Origin of the sequence: Pseudomonas sp. WS 5412, from assembly GCF_012985615.1 — a bacterium.
Lineage (GTDB): Bacteria > Pseudomonadota > Gammaproteobacteria > Pseudomonadales > Pseudomonadaceae > Aquipseudomonas > Aquipseudomonas shahriarae.
Genome location: NZ_JAARMB010000020.1, coordinates 1 through 18295 on the forward strand (window position 1 = coordinate 1; position 18295 = coordinate 18295).

15 protein-coding genes are annotated in these 18295 nt (G+C 62.7%); 5 read left to right on the forward strand and 10 right to left on the reverse strand.

Translation table 11 applies throughout. The features are described 5' to 3' along the window. Nucleotides 1–321 precede the first annotated feature (321 nt). The 3 genes from HBR94_RS22295 to HBR94_RS22305 form a co-directional block, all read right to left on the reverse strand. Complete coding sequence (locus HBR94_RS22295) at nucleotides 322–1656, reverse strand: sigma-54 dependent transcriptional regulator (RefSeq protein WP_170045557.1); 1335 nt, start codon at nucleotides 1654–1656, stop codon at nucleotides 322–324. Beyond that, the gene (locus HBR94_RS22300) at nucleotides 1650–3416 is read right to left on the reverse strand and encodes an ATP-binding protein (protein ID WP_170045558.1); all 1767 of its coding nucleotides are present in this window, start codon (nucleotides 3414–3416) and stop codon (nucleotides 1650–1652) included. Before HBR94_RS22300 ends, HBR94_RS22295 begins: the two co-directional genes overlap by 7 nt. A 222-nt stretch (nucleotides 3417–3638) precedes the next feature. Continuing rightward, complete coding sequence (locus HBR94_RS22305) at nucleotides 3639–5162, reverse strand: fumarate hydratase (protein ID WP_057960547.1); 1524 nt, start codon at nucleotides 5160–5162, stop codon at nucleotides 3639–3641. Nucleotides 5163–5410: 248 nt separating this feature from the next. On the opposite strand from HBR94_RS22305, the gene HBR94_RS22310 reads away from it, so the two are divergent. Beyond that, complete coding sequence (locus HBR94_RS22310) at nucleotides 5411–6343, forward strand: iron-sulfur-binding ferredoxin reductase (RefSeq protein WP_170045559.1); 933 nt, start codon at nucleotides 5411–5413, stop codon at nucleotides 6341–6343. A gap of 28 nt (nucleotides 6344–6371) precedes the next feature. Next, on the forward strand, nucleotides 6372–7121 hold the full coding sequence (locus tag HBR94_RS22315; protein ID WP_170045560.1) for an enoyl-CoA hydratase: 750 nt from the start codon (nucleotides 6372–6374) through the stop codon (nucleotides 7119–7121). Between the two features lie 179 nt (nucleotides 7122–7300). Here HBR94_RS22315 and pyk read toward each other — a convergent pair whose 3' ends face one another. Further along, complete coding sequence (pyk, locus tag HBR94_RS22320; RefSeq protein ID WP_029295454.1) at nucleotides 7301–8752, reverse strand: pyruvate kinase; 1452 nt, start codon at nucleotides 8750–8752, stop codon at nucleotides 7301–7303. Between the two features lie 175 nt (nucleotides 8753–8927). Here pyk and HBR94_RS22325 point away from each other — a divergent pair, with 175 nt between their 5' ends. Together HBR94_RS22325 and HBR94_RS22330 are read left to right on the forward strand one after the other, a co-directional pair. After that, nucleotides 8928–9302: a hypothetical protein gene (locus HBR94_RS22325; protein WP_057440129.1), complete on the forward strand. Its 375-nt coding sequence runs from the start codon at nucleotides 8928–8930 to the stop codon at nucleotides 9300–9302. Nucleotides 9303–9535: 233 nt separating this feature from the next. Continuing rightward, entirely contained in the window at nucleotides 9536–9895 is a 360-nt protein-coding gene (locus tag HBR94_RS22330) for a PilZ domain-containing protein (protein ID WP_057440146.1), read from the forward strand. Nucleotides 9896–9908: 13 nt separating this feature from the next. On the opposite strand, the gene HBR94_RS22335 is transcribed toward HBR94_RS22330, so the two are convergent. The 6 genes from HBR94_RS22335 to HBR94_RS22360 are packed head-to-tail and all read right to left on the reverse strand — an operon-like array spanning nucleotide 9909 to nucleotide 16573. Next, on the reverse strand, nucleotides 9909–11240 hold the full coding sequence (locus HBR94_RS22335) for a DUF58 domain-containing protein (protein WP_170045561.1): 1332 nt from the start codon (nucleotides 11238–11240) through the stop codon (nucleotides 9909–9911). Nucleotides 11241–11247: 7 nt separating this feature from the next. Next, nucleotides 11248–12240 (reverse strand): MoxR family ATPase, encoded by a 993-nt coding sequence (locus HBR94_RS22340; RefSeq protein ID WP_115128840.1) that lies wholly within the window; start codon nucleotides 12238–12240, stop codon nucleotides 11248–11250. Then, nucleotides 12237–13394 carry a DUF4350 domain-containing protein gene (locus HBR94_RS22345; protein WP_170045562.1) on the reverse strand — a complete coding sequence of 386 codons (1158 nt, stop codon included), beginning with the start codon at nucleotides 13392–13394 and terminating at the stop codon, nucleotides 12237–12239. The genes HBR94_RS22340 and HBR94_RS22345 overlap by 4 nt, the downstream gene beginning before the upstream one ends. Continuing rightward, on the reverse strand, nucleotides 13391–14917 hold the full coding sequence (locus HBR94_RS22350) for a DUF4129 domain-containing protein (RefSeq protein WP_170045563.1): 1527 nt from the start codon (nucleotides 14915–14917) through the stop codon (nucleotides 13391–13393). The genes HBR94_RS22345 and HBR94_RS22350 overlap by 4 nt, the downstream gene beginning before the upstream one ends. Beyond that, complete coding sequence (locus tag HBR94_RS22355) at nucleotides 14904–15884, reverse strand: stage II sporulation protein M (RefSeq protein ID WP_169959670.1); 981 nt, start codon at nucleotides 15882–15884, stop codon at nucleotides 14904–14906. The genes HBR94_RS22350 and HBR94_RS22355 overlap by 14 nt, the downstream gene beginning before the upstream one ends. Further along, entirely contained in the window at nucleotides 15881–16573 is a 693-nt protein-coding gene (locus HBR94_RS22360; protein WP_115128837.1) for an RDD family protein, read from the reverse strand. Before HBR94_RS22360 ends, HBR94_RS22355 begins: the two co-directional genes overlap by 4 nt. 210 nt (nucleotides 16574–16783) lie before the next feature. On the opposite strand from HBR94_RS22360, the gene sbcB reads away from it, so the two are divergent. After that, the gene (gene sbcB, locus HBR94_RS22365) at nucleotides 16784–18211 is read left to right on the forward strand and encodes an exodeoxyribonuclease I (RefSeq protein WP_170045564.1); all 1428 of its coding nucleotides are present in this window, start codon (nucleotides 16784–16786) and stop codon (nucleotides 18209–18211) included. Nucleotides 18212–18295: the final 84 nt, after the last annotated feature.

Consider the following 18295-nt stretch of genomic DNA (forward strand, 5'->3'; position numbering starts at 1 on the left):
TGCATTCCTTATCGGCGCTTTGGTGAAGGGGTGGGGCGAAGTCTCCCACGGTCTGTACTGGCTAGAGTCAGATGCTGGCTTTTAGTCCCACCACCCCTACAAGTCTAACCATACAAGCTGGCTTGCCTGCGATGAGGCCCTCGGGGGGCCCTCAATCCATCGACAGAAACATTTCCCGGGTCAGCCCATGGCGCTGCATCTTTTCATTGAAGGTCCGCCGTGGCAGTTGCAGCTCGGCCAGAACCGCCTCCCACATTCTGATTTGCGAATACATTCAAGTGTGGGAGCTGGCTTGCCTGCGATGAGGCCCTCAGGTGGCCCTCAATCTATCGACAGAAACATTTCCCGGGTCAGCCCATGGCGCTGCATCTTTTCATTGAAGGTCCGCCGTGGCAGTTGCAGTTCGGCCAGAACCGCCTTGATATCGCCCTTATGCCGGGTCAGCGCGGCTTTCAGGCAATGGGCCTCGAATGCCTCCTGCTGCGCCGCCAGGGATCGCCCGGCCTCGATACCCTCCGGCTCCGGCTCGCCCAGGCCCAGCACCTGGCGTTCGGCGACGTTGGCCAGTTCGCGCACGTTGCCCGGCCAGTCATGGCTCAGCAACTGCCCCAGTTGCGGCCCGTTGAGGGGCACGGTCTCGCGGCCCAGGCGTTCGGCGGCTATCTGGGTAAAGTGGTCGAACAGCAGTGGGATATCTTCGCGGCGTTCGCGTAACGGTGGCAGGCGCAGTTGTGCCACCGTCAGGCGGTAGGCCAGGTCTTCACGAAAACGCCCGGCGCGGGCTTCGTCCAACAGGTCGGGCTTGGTGGCCGCAATGATGCGCAAGTCGACCTTGATGCTCTGGTTGGAACCCAGGCGCTCCAGTTTCTGTTCCTGCAACACCCGCAGCAGCTTCACCTGCTGGGCCAGGGGCATGCTTTCGATCTCGTCGAGAAACAACGTGCCGCCGTTGGCGTACTCCAGCTTGCCGATGCGCTTGCCCTGGGCGCCGGTGAAGGCGCCGCTTTCATGGCCGAACAGTTCGGCTTCAAACAGTTGCTCGGGAATCGCCGCACAGTTGAGCGCGACAAATGGCTTCTTTGCCCGGGGCCCGAAGTCATGCAGGCAACGGGCGACGAGTTCCTTGCCGCTGCCGGTCTCGCCGCGGATCAGCACATTGACCGGCAAACCGGCCAAGTCCAGCACCTGGCGCCGCAGGTTCTGCAGGCTGCGCGATACCCCCAACAGGGTCGACTCCAACTGGGCGCGATGATCGGCCTGTTGGTGCAGGCGGCGGTTTTCCAGGATCAGTCCGCGTTTGTCCAGGGCCCGGCGCAGGCTGGCGAGCAGGGCGTCGGGGCTGAAGGGTTTCTCGAGGAAGTCGTAGGCGCCGTCGCGCATGGCTTCGACGGCCATCGGCACGTCGCCATGGCCGGTTAGCAGGATCACTGGCAAATCGGTATCGCGCCGTTGCACCTCGGCCAGCAGCTCCAGGCCGCTGAGGCCCGGCATGCGCACGTCGCTGAGAATCACCCCGGGGAAATCCCTGGGCAGTTTGGCCAGGCAGTCCTCGGCACGGCTGAACAACTGCACCTCGAACCCGGAGAGGCTCAGCCACTGTTCCACGGCCGTGCGGATGCTGGCCTCGTCATCAACCACGATCACCGCGTTCAGCATAGGTCTGGCGCCTCCAGCGCGATGGGCAGGATCAGGGTGAAGACGGCGCCGTCCCCCTGGTTGGCAGCAATCAGGCGCCCCCCCAGTTCATGCACGATAGCGTACGACACCGCCAGCCCAAGTCCGAGCCCGTCCCCCACCGGCTTGGTGGTAAAAAACGGGTCGAACACATTGTTCAGGTGTTCCTCGGCAATCCCACCGCCGCTGTCGCTGACGCTCAGGTGCCACAGTTGTTGATCAGCATGCAGGCGGATTTCCAGGCGCTTGCGTGGCTTGTTGGCCATGGCGTCCAGGGCATTGCGCAGCAGGTTGATCAGCACTTGTTCCAGGCGAATGGCATCGCCGCGCACCCAGGCCGGGCGGGTCAGGTCGAGCACGGTGCCGATGGCTTCATCCCGCAGGCGTGCGTCGAGCAACTGCAGGGACTGGTCGACCACGGTCGCCAGGTCCAGGCGTTCGCGCAGGCCACTGGGGCTTTTGCGGGCGAAGGTCTTGAGATGGCCGGTGAGGGCGGCCATGCGGGTGAGCATGTCGTCCAACGGCGTCAGGGCCTGGTAGGCGTCGTCGATACGCCCGTGGTCGAGCAGCAGGCGCAAGGTGGCCAGTTGCATGCGCTGGGCAGTCAGTGGCTGGTTGATTTCATGGGCCAGGGCCGCGGACATCTGTCCCAGCGCCGCCAGCTTGGCCGACTGCACCAGGCCATCCTGGGCGGTGCGCAAGGCCCGGGTGCGTTCTTCCACCAGGCTCTCAAGCTCTGCGCGGCTGCGCTGGCGCAAGCGGGCGAGGCGCCAGCGCTGGCTGAGGAACAGCACCAGGAACACCAGGGTCAACCACAGGCCAGCGGCGGCGAGGCCGGCGTTACGTTGGTCTTCAAAGGCGACCTGGGGTTTGCGCAGCAGGTGCAGGGTCCAGCCTTCGGCTTTGAGAGGCAGGGATTCCCAGATGTAGTTGGCATTGCCTTCGGGCCCGGCGACGCGCATCAAGTGACTGTTTTCGTCAAAGCGCTGCAAGGTCTGGGTGTCCAGGGGCTGCAGTTGTTTTTTATCGTATTGGCGCGTGGCTTTGAGCTCGGCCAGATCGTTGGCCGACAGCGGGCGCAGGTTGCGGTAACGCCATCCGGGTTTATTGGCGATAAACACAATGCCCCGGGCATCGCTGACCAATAGCAGGTCGTCGCCCTGGGCCCATTCGCGCTCCAGTTCCGGGAACTCCAGTTTCACCACCATGGCGCCGAGAAACTGCTCCTGTTCATCCAGCACTGCGCTGGACAGGAAATACCCCGGAATCCCGGTGGTCACCCCCACCGCATAAAAGCGCCCGGTGCCCTGGCTGCGGGTTTGGCTGAAATACGGGCGAAACGCATAGTTGTGGCCGACATAGCTACTGGGCAACCGCCAGTTGCTGGCCGCCACGGCCAGGCCGGTGCGGTCCATCAGCTCCAGGGTCGACGACTGCGCGGCACCGTTGATGCGTTCCAGTTTGTGGTTGAGCACGTCCTGGGTCGCCGGATCCAGCGGGCCTTGCAAGGCGCGGATCATTTCCGAATCCAGGGCCAGTACGGCGGGCAGGGCGCGGTAACGTTCAATCAGGGTGTGCAGGGAGTTGGCGTACAGCGCCAGTTGCTGATTGGCACGGCCGGCATCGTCCACCAGGGACTGGCGTTCAGCCTGGCGCGTGGCAAGAGCGGCGGCCAAAACGGTACCGGCGATAATCAGCAGGGAGTAGAAGGTCAGACGCAATGGGCGAGGGATCGCGATCATACGAGAATGAACAGCTGCAGTAGGGGGCGAGCACCATACCATGCAGCAGGACGAGCGCAGTACTTGTGGCGAGCGGGCTTGCCCGCGATTGCATCGACGCGTTCTGCAGCCAGACCGCAGTGCCTGCATCGCGGGCAAGCCCGCTCCCACAAAATCGTCGGTCATAAAAAAGGCGACTGCGGCATGGAGCCGCAGTCGCCTTCTATCCTTGCGGAGAAGTGCTTACTGCACCTCTACCGCCAGGCTCTCACTGATCTTTTTCTGCCAGATGGCAGGACCGGTGATGTGTACCGACTCGCCTTTGCTGTCGACGGCAACAGTGACCGGCATGTCCTTGACGTCGAACTCGTAGATCGCTTCCATGCCCAGTTCGGCGAAAGCTACCACGCGCGACTTCTTGATGGCTTGCGCCACCAGGTAAGCAGCGCCGCCGACGGCCATCAGGTACACGGCCTTGTGGTCCTTGATCGCTTCGATGGCGGTCGGGCCGCGCTCGGATTTGCCGATCATGCCCAGCAGGCCGGTTTGTTCGAGGATCTGGCGGGTGAACTTGTCCATCCGCGTGGCGGTGGTCGGGCCAGCCGGGCCAACCACTTCTTCGCGCACCGGATCTACCGGGCCGACGTAGTAGATAAAGCGACCCTTGAGGTCCACCGGCAGGGTTTCGCCCTTGTTCAGCATCTCGACCATGCGCTTGTGCGCCGCGTCGCGACCGGTGAGCATCTTGCCGTTGAGCAGTACGGTTTCGCCCGGCTTCCAGCTTTGCACGTCTTCCGGGGTCAGGGTGTCGAGGTTGACGCGACGGGCCGACGGGCCGGCTTCCCAGACGATTTCCGGGTACGCGTCCAGCGGTGGCGCTTCCAGGGAGGCCGGGCCGGAACCGTCGAGCACGAAGTGCGCGTGACGGGTGGCGGCGCAGTTGGGGATCATGCACACCGGCAACGAGGCGGCGTGGGTCGGGTAGTCCATGATCTTCACGTCGAGCACGGTGGTCAGGCCACCCAGGCCCTGGGCGCCGATCCCCAGTTGGTTGACCTTCTCGAACAGCTCCAGGCGCATCTCTTCGATACGGTTGGACGGGCCGCGCTTTTTCAGCTCGTGGATGTCGATGGATTCCATCAACACTTCCTTGGCCATCACTGCGGCTTTCTCGGCGGTACCGCCGATGCCGATGCCGAGCATGCCCGGTGGGCACCAGCCGGCGCCCATGGTCGGAACGGTCTTGAGCACCCAGTCGACAATCGAGTCGGACGGGTTGAGCATGGCCATTTTCGACTTGTTCTCGGAACCACCGCCTTTGGCGGCCACGTCCACTTCCACGGTGTTACCCGGGACGATGGAGTAGTGGATCACGGCCGGGGTGTTGTCCTTGGTGTTTTTGCGCGCACCGGCCGGGTCGGCGAGGATCGAGGCGCGCAGGACGTTTTCCGGCAGGTTGTAGGCGCGACGCACGCCTTCGTTGATCATGTCGTCCAGGCCCATGGTGGCGCCATCCCAACGCACATCCATGCCCACGCGTACGAACACGGTGACGATCCCGGTGTCCTGGCAGATCGGGCGGTGGCCGGTGGCACACATGCGCGAGTTGATCAGGATCTGCGCCATGGAGTCACGGGCTGCCGGCGATTCTTCGCGCAGGTAGGCCTCGTGCATCGCCTGGATGAAGTCAACGGGGTGGTAGTAGGAAATGAATTGCAGGGCGTCGGCAACGCTCTGAATCAGGTCGTCTTGCTTGATCACGGTCATGAGTCGCGCTCCTCTATAAGGGAACATTCAATAAAGGTGGCTTCAGATGGGTGCATCGGTCGCTGAAGCCACCTTTTCCAAGGCACGCCGGGTAGTGCTGGCGCGACGCTAAAAAGGCGCGGCAGTATAACCCGGCGCGATGGCCGATACACCCGACGATGGTCAAACGCTGCCGACCACCCTCCTGGAGGAGCCGACTCCTGCAAAAAGCAGTTACAGTGATCGCACATTTTGATGCGAGGCCTTTCATGCCTGAACTGCACGTCGGCGAACGCCGCTGGTCGGTCTCCACCGGCAGCAATCTGCTGGATGCCTTGAACCAGGCCGGTGTGGCTGTGCCCTACAGTTGTCGCGCGGGCAGTTGCCATGCGTGTTTGGTGCGCTGCCAGGGCGAGGTTGATGACAAGCAGCCCGATGCCCTGAACCCGGCACAACGCCAGGACGGTTGGCGTCTGGCCTGCCAGTGCCAGGTCGTGGGCGATGTACAGGTCGAGACCTTTGACCCCTTGCGCGACGGCGCGGCGGCAACGGTGCTGAGCGCCGATTGGTTGAGCCCGACAGTGTTGCGCCTGCGCCTGCAAGCGGAACGTGGGTTGCGCTACCGGGCCGGCCAGCACCTGGTGTTGTGGGCGGGCACCGTGGCGCGGCCGTATTCCCTGGCCAGCCTGCCCGAGGAAGATCCGTTCCTGGAGTTCCACCTCGATTGCCGCCTGCCCGGCGAATTCAGCGACCTTGCGCGGCAGTTACAGGCCGGCGATCCATTGCGCCTGGGCGAGTTGCGCGGCGGCGCGTTGCACTACGATTCGGACTGGCAATCCCGGCCGCTGTGGCTGCTGGCATCCGGCACCGGAATGGGCCCGTTGTGGGGCGTGTTGCGTGAGGCGTTGCGCCAGGATCACCAGGGCGCCATTCGCGTGATTCACCTGGCCCATGATGCCGACAGCCATTATCTGGCCGAGCCCCTGAGGCAACTGGCCGCGAGCCATCCCAGCCTCAGTGTGGAGCTGTGGACGGCGGCGCAGTTGACCGAGGCTTTGGCGCAACTGCGGCTTGTTTCCCGGCAAACCCTGGCCTTACTCTGCGGGCACCCCAGCAGTGTCGAGGCCTTTTCCAAGCGCCTGTTCCTGGCTGGCTTGCCGCGCAATCAACTGCTGGCCGATGTGTTCCTGCCCCGTGGTTGAGCGCTGATGTCTATCTGCGAGACTCACCATGACCGACGCCATCCTGCTGCACCGTGACCGTGGGCTGCTGATCCTGCAGCTCAATCGCCCCGACAAGAAAAATGCCCTGACCCGCGCCATGTACAGCCAATTGGCGGCGGCGCTGGAGCAGGCCGATGCCGACACGACGGTCAATGCCGTGCTGATCCAGGGCAGCAGCGACTGCTTTACCGCCGGCAACGACATCGGCGACTTCCTTGAGCAGCCGCCCACAGACCTGGACAGCCCACCCTTTCATTTCATGCAAAGCCTGCTCAACTGCCGCAAACCGGTGATTGCCGGCGTGGCCGGGGCGGCGGTGGGCATTGGCAGCACGCTGCTGCTGCATTGCGACCTGGTGTATGTCAGTCGCGATGCCCGGTTGCGCATGCCATTCGTCAACCTGGGGCTGTGCCCTGAGTTTGGCTCCAGCCTGATCCTGCCGCGCTTGCTGGGGCACGCGAAAGCTGCCGAGTTACTGCTGCTGGGCGAAGGGTTCAGTGGAGAGCAGGCTGCGCAGTGGGGGATCGCCACCGAAGCGTTGGGCAGCGGCGAAGCGGCCCTGGCCAAGGCGCGGGAAGTCGGCAGGCGCTTTGAGACCCTGGCGCCGGGGGCGGTGCAGGTGACCAAGCAATTGATGAAGAGCGTCGACCGCGAGCAATTGCGCCAGGTGATCGAGGAGGAGGGTGCATTGTTTACCCAGCGCTTGAGGTCGCCGGAGGCGATTGCGGCGTTGTCTGGGTTTATTGCCCGGCGCTGAAATCCAAGTGGTTGGACTGGCGTTATCGCGGGCAAGCCCGCTCCCACATTGGAGTGCATTTCAAGTGTGGGAGCGGGCGTGCCCGCGATAACGCCAGTCCAGTCACCACATCACCATGACTTGAAATGCAAAAGGCCCTGTCACTCACGTGCCAGGGCCTTTGCTTTTCAGCGGGTCACTCAGACCATTGGATCGCCAACGTGCAGGATCTTCATGCCGTTGGTGCCACCGATGGTGTGGTAGCTGTCGCCCTTGGTCAGGATCACCCAATCGCCTTTCTCGACTACGCCACGCTTGAGCAGTTCGTCGATGGCAGCCTGGCTGACTTGCTCAGGCGGCAGCGACGCCGGGTCGAACGGTACGGTGTAGACGCCACGGAACATGGCCGCACGGGCCTGGGTTTCGCGGTGCGGGGAGAACGCGTAGATCGGGATCGAGGAACGGATACGCGACATGATCAACGGCGTGTAGCCACTTTCGGTCAGGGCAATGATAGCCTTCACACCGGGGAAGTGGTTGGCGGTGTACATGGCGGCCAGGGCGATGCTCTGGTCGCAGCTTTCGAACACTTTGCCGATGCGGTGGCTGGAGGTCTTGCTGGTCGGGTGCTTTTCAGCGCCGACGCAGATACGCGCCATGGCCTGGACTGCTTCCAGCGGGTACGGGCCGGCAGCACTTTCCGCCGAGAGCATCACGGCGTCGGTGTAGTCGAGCACGGCGTTGGCCACGTCGGACACTTCGGCACGGGTCGGCATCGGGTTCTGGATCATCGACTCCATCATCTGGGTCGCGACGATCACCGCTTTATTGTGGCGGCGTGCGTGCAGGATGATTTTCTTCTGGATGCCGATCAGTTCTGCGTCACCGATTTCTACACCGAGGTCGCCACGGGCAACCATCACTGCATCGGACGCCTTGATCAGTCCGTCAAGGGTTTCGTCGTCGGCCACGGCTTCGGCGCGCTCGATCTTCGCCACCAGCCAGGCGGTACCGCCGGCTTCGTCGCGCAGTTGGCGGGCGTATTCCATGTCGGCAGCGTCGCGCGGGAAGGATACGGCGAGGTAGTCCACTTCCATTTCGGCGGCGAGCTTGATGTCAGCCTTGTCTTTTTCGGTCAGGGCCGGTGCAGTCAGGCCACCACCGCGACGGTTGATGCCTTTGTGGTCGGACAGCGGGCCGCCGATGATCACGGTGCAGTTGAGCTCGGTGACGGTGGCGGTGTCGACACGCATGACCACGCGGCCATCGTCCAGCAGCAGTTCGTCGCCGACGCCGCAGTCTTTGACCAGGTCCGGGTAGTCGATACCCACGACCTGCTGGTTGCCTTCGGTCAGCGGATGGCTGGTGGAGAAGGTGAATTTGTCACCAATCTTCAGCTCGATGCGCTTGTTGGCGAATTTGGCGATACGGATCTTCGGCCCTTGCAGGTCACCCAGCAGCGCGACGAAGCGGCCATGCTTGGCGGCGAGGTCACGTACCAGCTTGGCGCGAGCCTTGTGCTCGTCCGGGGTGCCGTGGGAGAAGTTCAGACGGGCAACGTCCAGGCCAGCCAGAATCAGCTGTTCGAGGACTTCCGGCGAGTTACTGGCCGGGCCAAGGGTGGCGACGATTTTGGTACGACGGACGGACATGCACGGACTCCTGAGTTCTAGCGCTGGGGAAGGCTACTATGCTCTTTGGCTGTAGTCATTGTTCGTTTGCACTACTTATTGTCGATTCGCTTGTTTTCACTCGATGACGCCAGACGAACAACCTTGAAGATTTTCGCCCAAGGGTCGATACACTGCTCAAGACAGGAGAACACCCATGCGAGTTTTGATCATTGCAGCCCTGGCCGTCAGTGTTGTCGGCTGTACCCGTTGGTCGATGGACCATCATTTGAACAATGCCTACCGGGCCTACAACGTAGGCGACTGCGAACGGGTTACCCTGGAATTGTCCCAGGTCGACCGTCAAAGCCGGTCCCGTCGCTACGTGCAGCCGGAGGTCTCGATGCTGCGTGGGCAGTGCCTGGAACGGCAGAAGTTGTTCGTGGATGCCGTGCAGACCTATCAGTTCATCATCAGCCAATATCCGTCGAGCGAATACGCATTCCGTGCCCGCGCACGCCTGGATACCCTGCAACAACTGGGGCATTACCCGGGTGCAAGTACTGCACGAGCGCGGCCAGCCGCCTTGTGATGGCATTTGTAATTTGATAGCTGGCCTCTTGCCAGAGTTGGGCTATTCTTTGGATGTCTGTTTGTACAACTTTCAATCCAGATAGATGTAGCCCCTGATTCGATGGCGTTAAAGCGACAGGGCAAAGGCTGCTGTTGTAGCGAAGTCCGGGGGAGAGCGGGGTGCTGCTGGCAGCGCTCCGGTCCGAATCACAGGAACGGCCAGAATCATGGCCATTGGACGGCGATCTCATCATGTTTACCGACCGAAGGATTGAGCGACACCAGTTGCCCTGTTTTTTACAGGTGTTCAACCGCCACACGGATAAACCCATCGGTTACTTGGGTAACATCTCCAGCGACGGGCTGATGTTGGTCAGCCGATTACCCATGATGGTCAACGCGGATTTTGAGCTGCGCTTGAAGATCCCCGGACCTGAGGGGGATGTGCATGCCATTGACTTCACTGCTACCTGCCTGTGGAGCCGTGAGGATATCAATCCCCAGCATTACGATTCGGGGTTCACCCTGCTGCAGGCCCCCGACGAGTACGGGCAATTGATTGCTGCGCTGTTGCAGTACTTCAGCTTTGATCCCTTGCAGGCTTCGGCCTAGCGTCATACGCCATTCATAGCACGCCGGCCTTTTTCCAGCCCAGGTAACGGGTTACCAGGTCTGCGCCGAGGTCCGAGGGTCGGGCGTCCAATACCGCCAGGCCCTGCGCCTTCATGCGGTCATGCAATTCTTCCCGGGCATTGAGGTAGTCGACGCTGCCACAGTAGGCCAGCGCTTCCGGCAAGGTTTGCACAGGCGCCTGGCGCACTTGATCCAGCACTTCTTCGCGCAGGCTCGCGACCAATACCCGGTGCTGGCGGCTGATGCGCTTGACGGCGGTCAGCAGATCCTCGTCGTCCTCATCACGCAGGTTGGTCACGATAATCACCAAGGCCCGGCGTTTCTGGCGGGCCAGCAGTTGGTTGGCCGCAGCCTGGTAGTCGGCCGCGCGCCGGGTGGTGTCCAGGTCGTATACCGCGTTGAGCAACTGGTTCAACTGGCCGCTGCCCTTGACGGGTGCCAGGTAGCGCGGCTGGTCGCAGGCGAAGGTACACAAGCCCACGGCATCGCCCTGGCGCAGGGCCACATAGCTGAGTAGCAGGCACGCGTTGAGAGCGTGGTCGAAATGCGCCAGCTCGTTGTCCTGGCTGCGCATCCGCCGGCCGCAGTCGAGCATGAACACAATCTGCTGGTCGCGCTCATCCTGATATTCCCGGGCAATCGGCGTGCGTTGCCGGGCCGTGGCCTTCCAGTCGATCTGGCGCAGGCTGTCACCCTCGCGAAATTCCCGCAACTGGTGAAACTCCAGGCCCAGGCCGCGACGCTGGCGCTGGCGTACACCCAGTTGGCTGAGCCAGTTGTCTACCGCCAGTAATTGCGCGCCGTACAGGCGGGCAAAATCCGGATAGACCCGGGTGGCGTCCTTGACCGGCACCTGGCGCTTGGCAGTCCACAGCCCCAGGAGGCTGGGGAGGTGTACCTCACAGCGCTCAAAACTGAAATGCCCACGGCTCAAGGGGCGCAGGCGGTAGCCCAGTTCGCTCTGTTCCCCGGGGCGCAGGGCGATGGACTGGGGCAGGTTTTGCACGCTCAAACCATCCGGTACGTGATCAAACACCTCCAGGACCAACGGCTGTGGATAGTCATGTTCCAGGGTGATCCGCACCTCGCTCCAACGCCCCAGCGCCAGGCTGCCGGGCATCTGCCGGCGCAGGCGTGGCGAGGGGCGGCGTTTCAGCCGGCCAGCATCGAGCAAGGCCAGCAAGAGCAGCGCCAGGAGCAGGCCCCAGGCGATGGAATGCAGGGCGGCTGGCACGTTGAGTTGCAGGGCCACGGCCGTCCCGAGGGCGATGTTCAGGCCCAGCAACACGGCAAGCCAGGCCAGCAACAGGCGAGTCGGTCTCATGGGCATGTCACTGGCGTGGTGCCGGCACTTGGTCGAGCAACTGGGTCAGCACCTGATCCACCTCCAGGCCTTCGATATCCAGCTCCGGGGCGATGCGTACCCGATGGCGCAACACTGCCAGCGCACAGCTCTTGATGTCGTCCGGAGTGACGAACTCGCCACCTCGCAGCAGGGCGCGAGCACGGGCACCCCGCACCAGGGCGATGGACGCACGCGGGCCCGCGCCCAGGGCCAGACCGGGCCAGGTGCGGGTGGTACGAGCCAGGCGCACGGCGTAGTCGAGTACCTGTTCATCCAGGGCCAGCTCACTGGCGACCTGCTGCAACAGCAACACGTCAGCGGCTTGCAGCACGGTGCGCAGTGGTTGCACGTCGAGCATGTCGGCGCGCGATGAACGGGTCACTTCACGCACCATATCCACCTCTTGCTGCGCCTCGGGGTAGTCCATGCGCACCTTGAGCATGAACCTGTCGAGTTCGGCCTCCGGTAGTGGATAAGTGCCTTCCTGTTCGATGGGGTTCTGGGTGGCCAGCACCATAAAGGGCTGGCCGATAGGCAGGGCTTCGCCTTCGAGGGTGACCTGGCGTTCCTGCATGGCTTCGAGCAGGGCGGCCTGGGTTTTTGCCGGGGCCCGGTTGATCTCGTCCGCCAGCAGCAAGTGGGTGAACAACGGCCCCTTGCGCAGTTTGAACTGCTCGGTGTGCAGGTCGTACACGGCATGCCCGGTTACATCACTGGGCATCAGGTCCGGGGTGAACTGGATACGCGCGAAGTCGCCGTCAAAACAGCGGGCCAGGGCCCGTACCAGCAAGGTCTTGCCCAGGCCGGGAACCCCTTCGAGCAACACGTGGCCGCCGGCGATCAATGCGGTCAGCACGTCATCAATCACTCCATCCTGGCCAATCACGGCCTTACGCAACTCGGTGCGCAGCGCCTGGGCCAACTGGGTGGCCCGACCGGTGTCGAGGGTGTTGGGTGAATCCACTGGAGAGTCGCTCATAGGGCATTCCTGAGGGTTTGCAGGCAGGCCACCTGGCGGCTGAAGTCGGCGCTGGAAAGCCGCTTTGCCGGGAGTGGGCCCAGGGCCTGGCTGATAATGGATGGCGGTTGGCGAGTCAGGCGTTCAAGGGCTTGCCATTGCCCGGCAGTGTCCAACTGTTCGAAGCCGGGGTGGCGGCGGCGGGCGGTGCGCAGGATGTCCCGCTGCAGGGCGTGCAACAGGCTGTTTTGCCCGCTGCGGCGCAGCAGGAAATCGGCACTGGCATTCAAGTGCTCCAGCAGTTGCCGGCGCGCCTTGGGCGCGGGTGCCTGGATGGGCCCCTGGCGTATGCCGGCGCGCCACAACCCCAGCACAATCAAGGCGGCGAGTGCCAACAGGGCCTGGGGGAAGTAACGCAGCAACAGGCTGAACAGGTTCTCGACATCCGTGTTGGACAGTAGGGTGACATTGCTGCCCTGGGTCAGGTACCAGAGCAGCCAGGCATTATCGTGCAGGCCTATATCCGGGGTTTTCCACAGTTCGCTGTCGGTGATCACTGTCACACGGCCCTGCCCGAGATCGAGTTGCATCAAGTGGCTGGACTTGGCGCTGTTGGCCGAAAACTGGGCCAGGTGCCTGGGGTCGATCAGGTTGAAGTCGGTGTCGAAACTGAAGAAGGCCGGTGCGGTTTCATTATCGACATACAGGCGTGTCAGGTCCGGTTTCTTGCCCTTGCGAGGTGGGGCTGGCTGGTCGAAGTCATCGCTGAAGGCCTGGCGCAACTGCAGGCGATCGAGCAGCAGGTCGCCGCTGTCCTGGGTTTCTTCATCCCATATAGCTTCGGCCACCAGCAGCAGGTGGCCGCCGGCCTGGGTCCACTCCAGCAACTGGTCAACCTGGCGCGGGGTCATGTTGCTGCGTTCGCTGAGCAACAGCAGGCTGCCGCCCTTGGAGGGCAGGGTAGCCAGGCGTTCCAGGCTGTTGGCGTGCTCGACGGCTATGCCTTGCTGGCGTAGGAAATGCTCCGCCGCCAGGTAGGGATTAGCCTGGGCTTCGGGTGATGGCCCGCGCTCGACCACTTCCTCGTAGGGGATCGCCTTGTGCCAGGCGTAGAAGCCCCCCGCCGTCAGCAGGCAGGCCAGGATCAGCGCGAGCCAGATCAGTGGCCGGTTCATCCCGTGGCCTCGCTGTCAAACAGCGCGCGCCAGTGGGCGCACAGTTGTTGTTGGGCCAGGGCAGGCGGTACGCGATGGCCATAGGCGAGGTTTTGCCAGTGGCGGGTCAGGTCGTCGCTGAATGCCAGCAATTGCGGCTGTTGCAAGTGACGCACACGCTCCAGGACCTGGCCTTCGGTATCGGCGTTTTTCAGGGGCAGGTTGAAGTCATGCAACAGGCGGCTAAGCAGGCCGCGATAGAGCAGGCCAAGCGCTTCACGGGGCTGGGTGGCCCACAGTTGCTCGGCGGTACCGGCGATGTCATCGGGTAATGTTTCCACGCCCATGTCCAGGCCGAACAGTTGTGACGGCACGGGCTGGTCAACGGTGCGGGGGGCGCGGCGATGGCTGACAAAGGCGTGCAGCCAATCACGATAGCGCCAGGCCACCAAGGCAATACCGGCGATCAGCAGGCTCCACAACAGCACCTCCATGACCAGGGCCAGGGACTTGAAGGTGTCGCTGTTGAGGTTGTCGAGCAAGGATTTAAGCCAGGCAGGCAACCGGGCATCCCCTGTGGGCTTGGTCTTGTCGATGGTCTGGTCTTCACCGAAACGGTAGCGGGTCACGGATTCCGGATTCTTGAACGGGGGCTCTTCCAGCAGGCGCTTGATCGCCTGGCTGGCGGCTGGCGTACTCAAGGGTGGTGCAGCCACGGGTTGATCGGCCATGGCCTGGGGTGTTGGCGGGAGCAGCAGAAGGCCGACAGCCAGCAGCAGGACGGCCACCGTTGACCCCAGGCGCTGGCGCAGACGGCGGAACACCAACTCCAGGTCCCAGGCTTCGAGCACGGTACGCCGGTTCAGGTAGAGGCTGAACCCGCAGGCCACATAGATCGGTTCCCAGAGCACCAGGACCAGGGCGTACAAGGCATTGGTCAGGTGTTCCAGCCAGAGCCAGTCCTGGCTGCTGGCCAGCGCCAGTTGTTGCCAGTCCCAGTCGAGCTCGACCTGTTGTGGCAGGAACAGGTAGAACAGCGCCATCAAGCCAACCCACAGTGCTGTTTCCAGGTGAATACCGATCAGCGTCAGCCAGCGCGCTGCGCCGGCATTGCGCTGTTGCAGCACCCCCAGCCGTTGTTGGCGGGCCAGGCCGCCGAGGCCTTCGAGTTGCACCACGGGCATGACGAAGCTGCGACTGAGGCTCAAGCGCCTCCAGGTCAGGCTGGCCAGCAGTTGACCTTTGAGCAGGCGTGGCCATTGGCGCAGCGCCTGCTTGAGGGTAGGCGTTTCGCCAAACAGTGCTGTGGACAGGATATACAGCGGCAGGCGCTCAAAGGCCGGTTTCAACCACCAGAACACCAGTACAGCAACAGATGGGTAGTCCCACAGCGCAAGGCTGATCAGGATAAAGATCGGCAGGCTGACCAAGGCCCAACTGCTCATCAAGAGCACGCGGTGCTTGCGGGCCAGCAATACCCCCAGGTCCATGGCTTCCCACGTAGTGCGGGGGCGGATTACCACGCTGGCGTCACTCAGGCGCATGACGACCCCTGCCGGCAAACAGCAGATAGGCGAGCACCATGGCCCAGAGCGCGGCGCCCACCAGGTACTTGCCCCAAGGTTCCACTGCGGTGGTGGAGGACCAATAGGCCTCTATAAAGGCCGCGATCAGCAGGAATAAAATCACGCCGCAGATCATTTTCACGCTTTTGCGGGCTGCCAGACGCAGTGCTTCACCCCGGGGCAATGCTCCCGGCGCGATCAAGGCCCAACCCAGTTGCAGGCCGGCCGCGCCGGCCAGGGCGATGGCCGTCAGTTCAAAGGCGCCGTGGCCGATGACAAAGGACCAGAAGGTCTGCCCATAGCCGATTTCGGTCAGGTGACCGGCGATGGCGCCGATCATCAGGCCATTGAAAAACAGGAAAAACACGCTGCCCAGGCCAAACAGCAGGCCGCCGGCAAAGGTCTGGAAGGCGATGCCGATGTTATGCATGACGTAGTAGCCGAACATCATCCAGTCTTCGCTCGACGCCCGCGCGGCTGCGCGGCCCAGGCGACTGGCGTCGGGGTCGTACATCTCCTGCATCTCGGACACTTGCGGGGCACTGACGATGGTGTAGATCAGTTCGGGGAACAGGTAGACCAGCAGCGCAATGCCGATCAGGCTGCCAAAGAACAGCAGGCTGGCGACCAGCACGAAGCGCCATTGCTCGCGAACCGTGCGGGGGAAATCCGCCAGCAGGAAGCCCAGCACCTTGGCACCGAGCTGGCTGCGATGGCGATACAACTGTTGATGGCCGCGCAAGGCCAACTGTTGCAGCGGGTCTATCAGGTAGCTGCTGTAGCCCCGCTCCTGCGCCAGTGCCAGATGTTGGCACAGGCGTCGGTAATCTTGAGGGAAACGCGTCAGCTCCTCGGCCTTTGCCTTGCCTTGTTCAAGCAGTGCCAACTGGCTGGCAAATGCCTGCCAGTGCGGCTGGTGACGGGTTTCGAACAGGCTTTGCTTCATGTCGGCCCCAGCAGGCCGCGGGCCACGCCATTGAGCTGTTCCACGGCGCGCGCGGGGGAGACTTGCAGGGGCGTGGCCAGAATCGCCGCCAGCTCGTGGGTCCGTTCGGCGGACAGCTCACCCTGGCGCTCGGCAAAACCCAGGATCGCACGTTGCTCGTCCAGCTCAAGGGCAAAGGGCAGGCGCAATGCCGGGGCCTGGGGCAGGTGAGGGCGGGCCAGGGGCTGTTCGCGATAGATCACCAGGGTACCGGCCGCAATGTCGCCCAGGCGTTTGAAGTGGGGATGTTGCAGGCAACTGATGGCCCCGAGGAAATAGCCGAACGGCAACATATCGACAAACCGCAGCAGGTTGCGGATCAGGGATGCGGACCAGCCAATGGGCGTGCCGTCATCCTGTACCACGCGCAGGCCCATGATCTGTTTGCCCGGTGAACTGCCCTGGTTGAGCACTTCGAACAGCACCATGTACCACCAACTGACGAGGAACAGCAGGATCGAGCCCAGGCCGATGCCCAGGTTGCCGAGAAACGCCAGGGCGATGAACAGGACACCGAGGATCAGGCCGCGCAGGCCCAGGTCGAAGCCGAATGCCAGTGCCCGGGGCATCAGCCCGGCGGGGCGCAAGGGCAGGTCGATGCCTTCCGGGGTCTCGATCTGATAGCGGGTGTCCAATGGTGCGGTGGGCATTGCATTCCCTGGCAGTGCGGTGTGGCTGGGCATGGGCAACCTCGTCGGGCAGCCGGCAATTCGAGAGGCCGATGCTAGCAGTGTCGCGGACGGAAGTAACACCTGAAAATGCGCCAAGGTTTCACTGAATGTTTATCCAGTGCACACGGCGCTGGCCCCGGGCGGCGTCCAGCGCCTAGACTTTGTCGGTCTTCAGCACAGGAATAGCCCGTGACCTCGATCTTCTGGTACGACTATGAAACCACCGGCATCAACCCACGCAGCGACCGTGCGCTGCAGGTTGCCGGGATTCGCACCGACCATGACCTCAATGAGGTCGGGCCGCCGGTCAACCTCTATTGCCAGCCCAGCGACGATATCCTGCCGCACCCAGCCGCGTGCATGATCACGGGCATTACCCCCGGCCAACTGGCGGAAAAAGGCCTGGCCGAAGCCGACTTCATGACGCGGGTGCATGCCGAGCTGGCCGCCCCCGGCACCTGTGGTGCGGGTTACAACACCCTGCGTTTCGATGACGAAATGACCCGCTACAGTTTGTATCGCAATTTTTTCGACCCTTACGCACGGGAATGGCAGAGCGGCAACAGCCGCTGGGACTTGATCGACGTGATGCGCACGGCCTATGCCCTGCGCCCCGACGGCATTGTCTGGCCCGAGCAGGACGGGCGCGTGACCCTCAAGCTGGAGCGCCTGACGGCGGCGAATGGAATTGACCATGGCCAGGCTCACGAAGCTTTGGCTGACGTGCGGGCCACCATCGCCCTGGCGCGGCTGGTCCGGGAAAAACAACCGAAGTTGTACGATTGGTTGTTTCAACTGCGCAGCAAGCAGCGGGTCATGGATCAAATCCGCCTGTTGCAGCCCATGGTGCATATTTCCGGGCGCTTTTCCGCTGAGCGCCATTACCTGGGGGTGGTCCTGCCCCTGGCGTGGCATCCGCGCAATCGCAACGCGTTGATTGTCTGCGACCTGGGGCTCGACCCACAGGCGCTGCTGGACCTGGATGCCGAAACCCTGCGCCAGCGCTTGTATACCCGGCGCGATCAATTGGCCGAGGGTGAGTTGCCGGTGCCGCTCAAACTCATTCACATCAATCGTTGTCCGGTCGTCGCGCCGCTGAATGTGTTGCGGGCGCAAGACCAGCAGCGATTGAACCTGGACATGCGTGAATATCAGGCCCGGGCACTGCGGCTAACTGACGCACAGGAACTTTGGCTGGATAAATTGCCGGCGATTTATGCCGAGGACGATTTCGCCGCAAGCGCCGACCCGGAGCAACAGCTCTACGATGGTTTTATTGGTGATCGGGATCGACGTTTATGTGAGCAAGTCCGCACTGCTGAACCCGAGCAACTAGCACGCCAGCAGTGGCCTTTTGATGATCATCGTTTGCCGGAATTATTATTTCGCTATCGTGCCCGCAACTTTGCGCACACCTTGGACAGTGAAGAGCAACAACGCTGGAAACTCTTCTGTCAGCAACGCTTGTCAGATGCGGATTACGGCGCGCCAAATACCCTTGAGAGTTTCAATAAGGCCAGGCTTGAATTGGACGCTAGTGCTACATCGTTTCAGCGTCAGGTGCTGGATGAGTGGCAGGAATATGCTGACGCTTTAAGCCAGCGCCTGGGCCTGTAATCGGCGTTTGATAAAAAGTGGGCAATAAAAAACGCCAGCGAACTGGCGTTTTTTATTGTGTCGCGAATCAGGTGACGATCTGGC

Bases quoted from the DNA above. Each gene is read 5' to 3' on its own strand.
- HBR94_RS22335 (WP_170045561.1), bottom strand. From the start codon at position 11,240: ATGAGACCGACTCGCCTGTTGCTGGCCTGGCTTGCCGTGTTGCTGGGC.
- HBR94_RS22330 (WP_057440146.1), top strand. From the start codon at position 9,536: ATGTTTACCGACCGAAGGATTGAGCGACACCAGTTGCCCTGTTTTTTA.
- HBR94_RS22310 (WP_170045559.1), top strand. From the start codon at position 5,411: ATGCCTGAACTGCACGTCGGCGAACGCCGCTGGTCGGTCTCCACCGGC.
- pyk (WP_029295454.1), bottom strand. From the start codon at position 8,752: ATGTCCGTCCGTCGTACCAAAATCGTCGCCACCCTTGGCCCGGCCAGT.
- HBR94_RS22325 (WP_057440129.1), top strand. From the start codon at position 8,928: ATGCGAGTTTTGATCATTGCAGCCCTGGCCGTCAGTGTTGTCGGCTGT.
- HBR94_RS22345 (WP_170045562.1), bottom strand. From the start codon at position 13,394: ATGAACCGGCCACTGATCTGGCTCGCGCTGATCCTGGCCTGCCTGCTG.
- HBR94_RS22305 (WP_057960547.1), bottom strand. From the start codon at position 5,162: ATGACCGTGATCAAGCAAGACGACCTGATTCAGAGCGTTGCCGACGCC.
- HBR94_RS22315 (WP_170045560.1), top strand. From the start codon at position 6,372: ATGACCGACGCCATCCTGCTGCACCGTGACCGTGGGCTGCTGATCCTG.
- HBR94_RS22355 (WP_169959670.1), bottom strand. From the start codon at position 15,884: ATGAAGCAAAGCCTGTTCGAAACCCGTCACCAGCCGCACTGGCAGGCA.
- HBR94_RS22360 (WP_115128837.1), bottom strand. From the start codon at position 16,573: ATGCCCACCGCACCATTGGACACCCGCTATCAGATCGAGACCCCGGAA.
- HBR94_RS22350 (WP_170045563.1), bottom strand. From the start codon at position 14,917: ATGCGCCTGAGTGACGCCAGCGTGGTAATCCGCCCCCGCACTACGTGG.
- HBR94_RS22300 (WP_170045558.1), bottom strand. From the start codon at position 3,416: ATGATCGCGATCCCTCGCCCATTGCGTCTGACCTTCTACTCCCTGCTG.
- HBR94_RS22340 (WP_115128840.1), bottom strand. From the start codon at position 12,240: ATGAGCGACTCTCCAGTGGATTCACCCAACACCCTCGACACCGGTCGG.
- HBR94_RS22295 (WP_170045557.1), bottom strand. From the start codon at position 1,656: ATGCTGAACGCGGTGATCGTGGTTGATGACGAGGCCAGCATCCGCACG.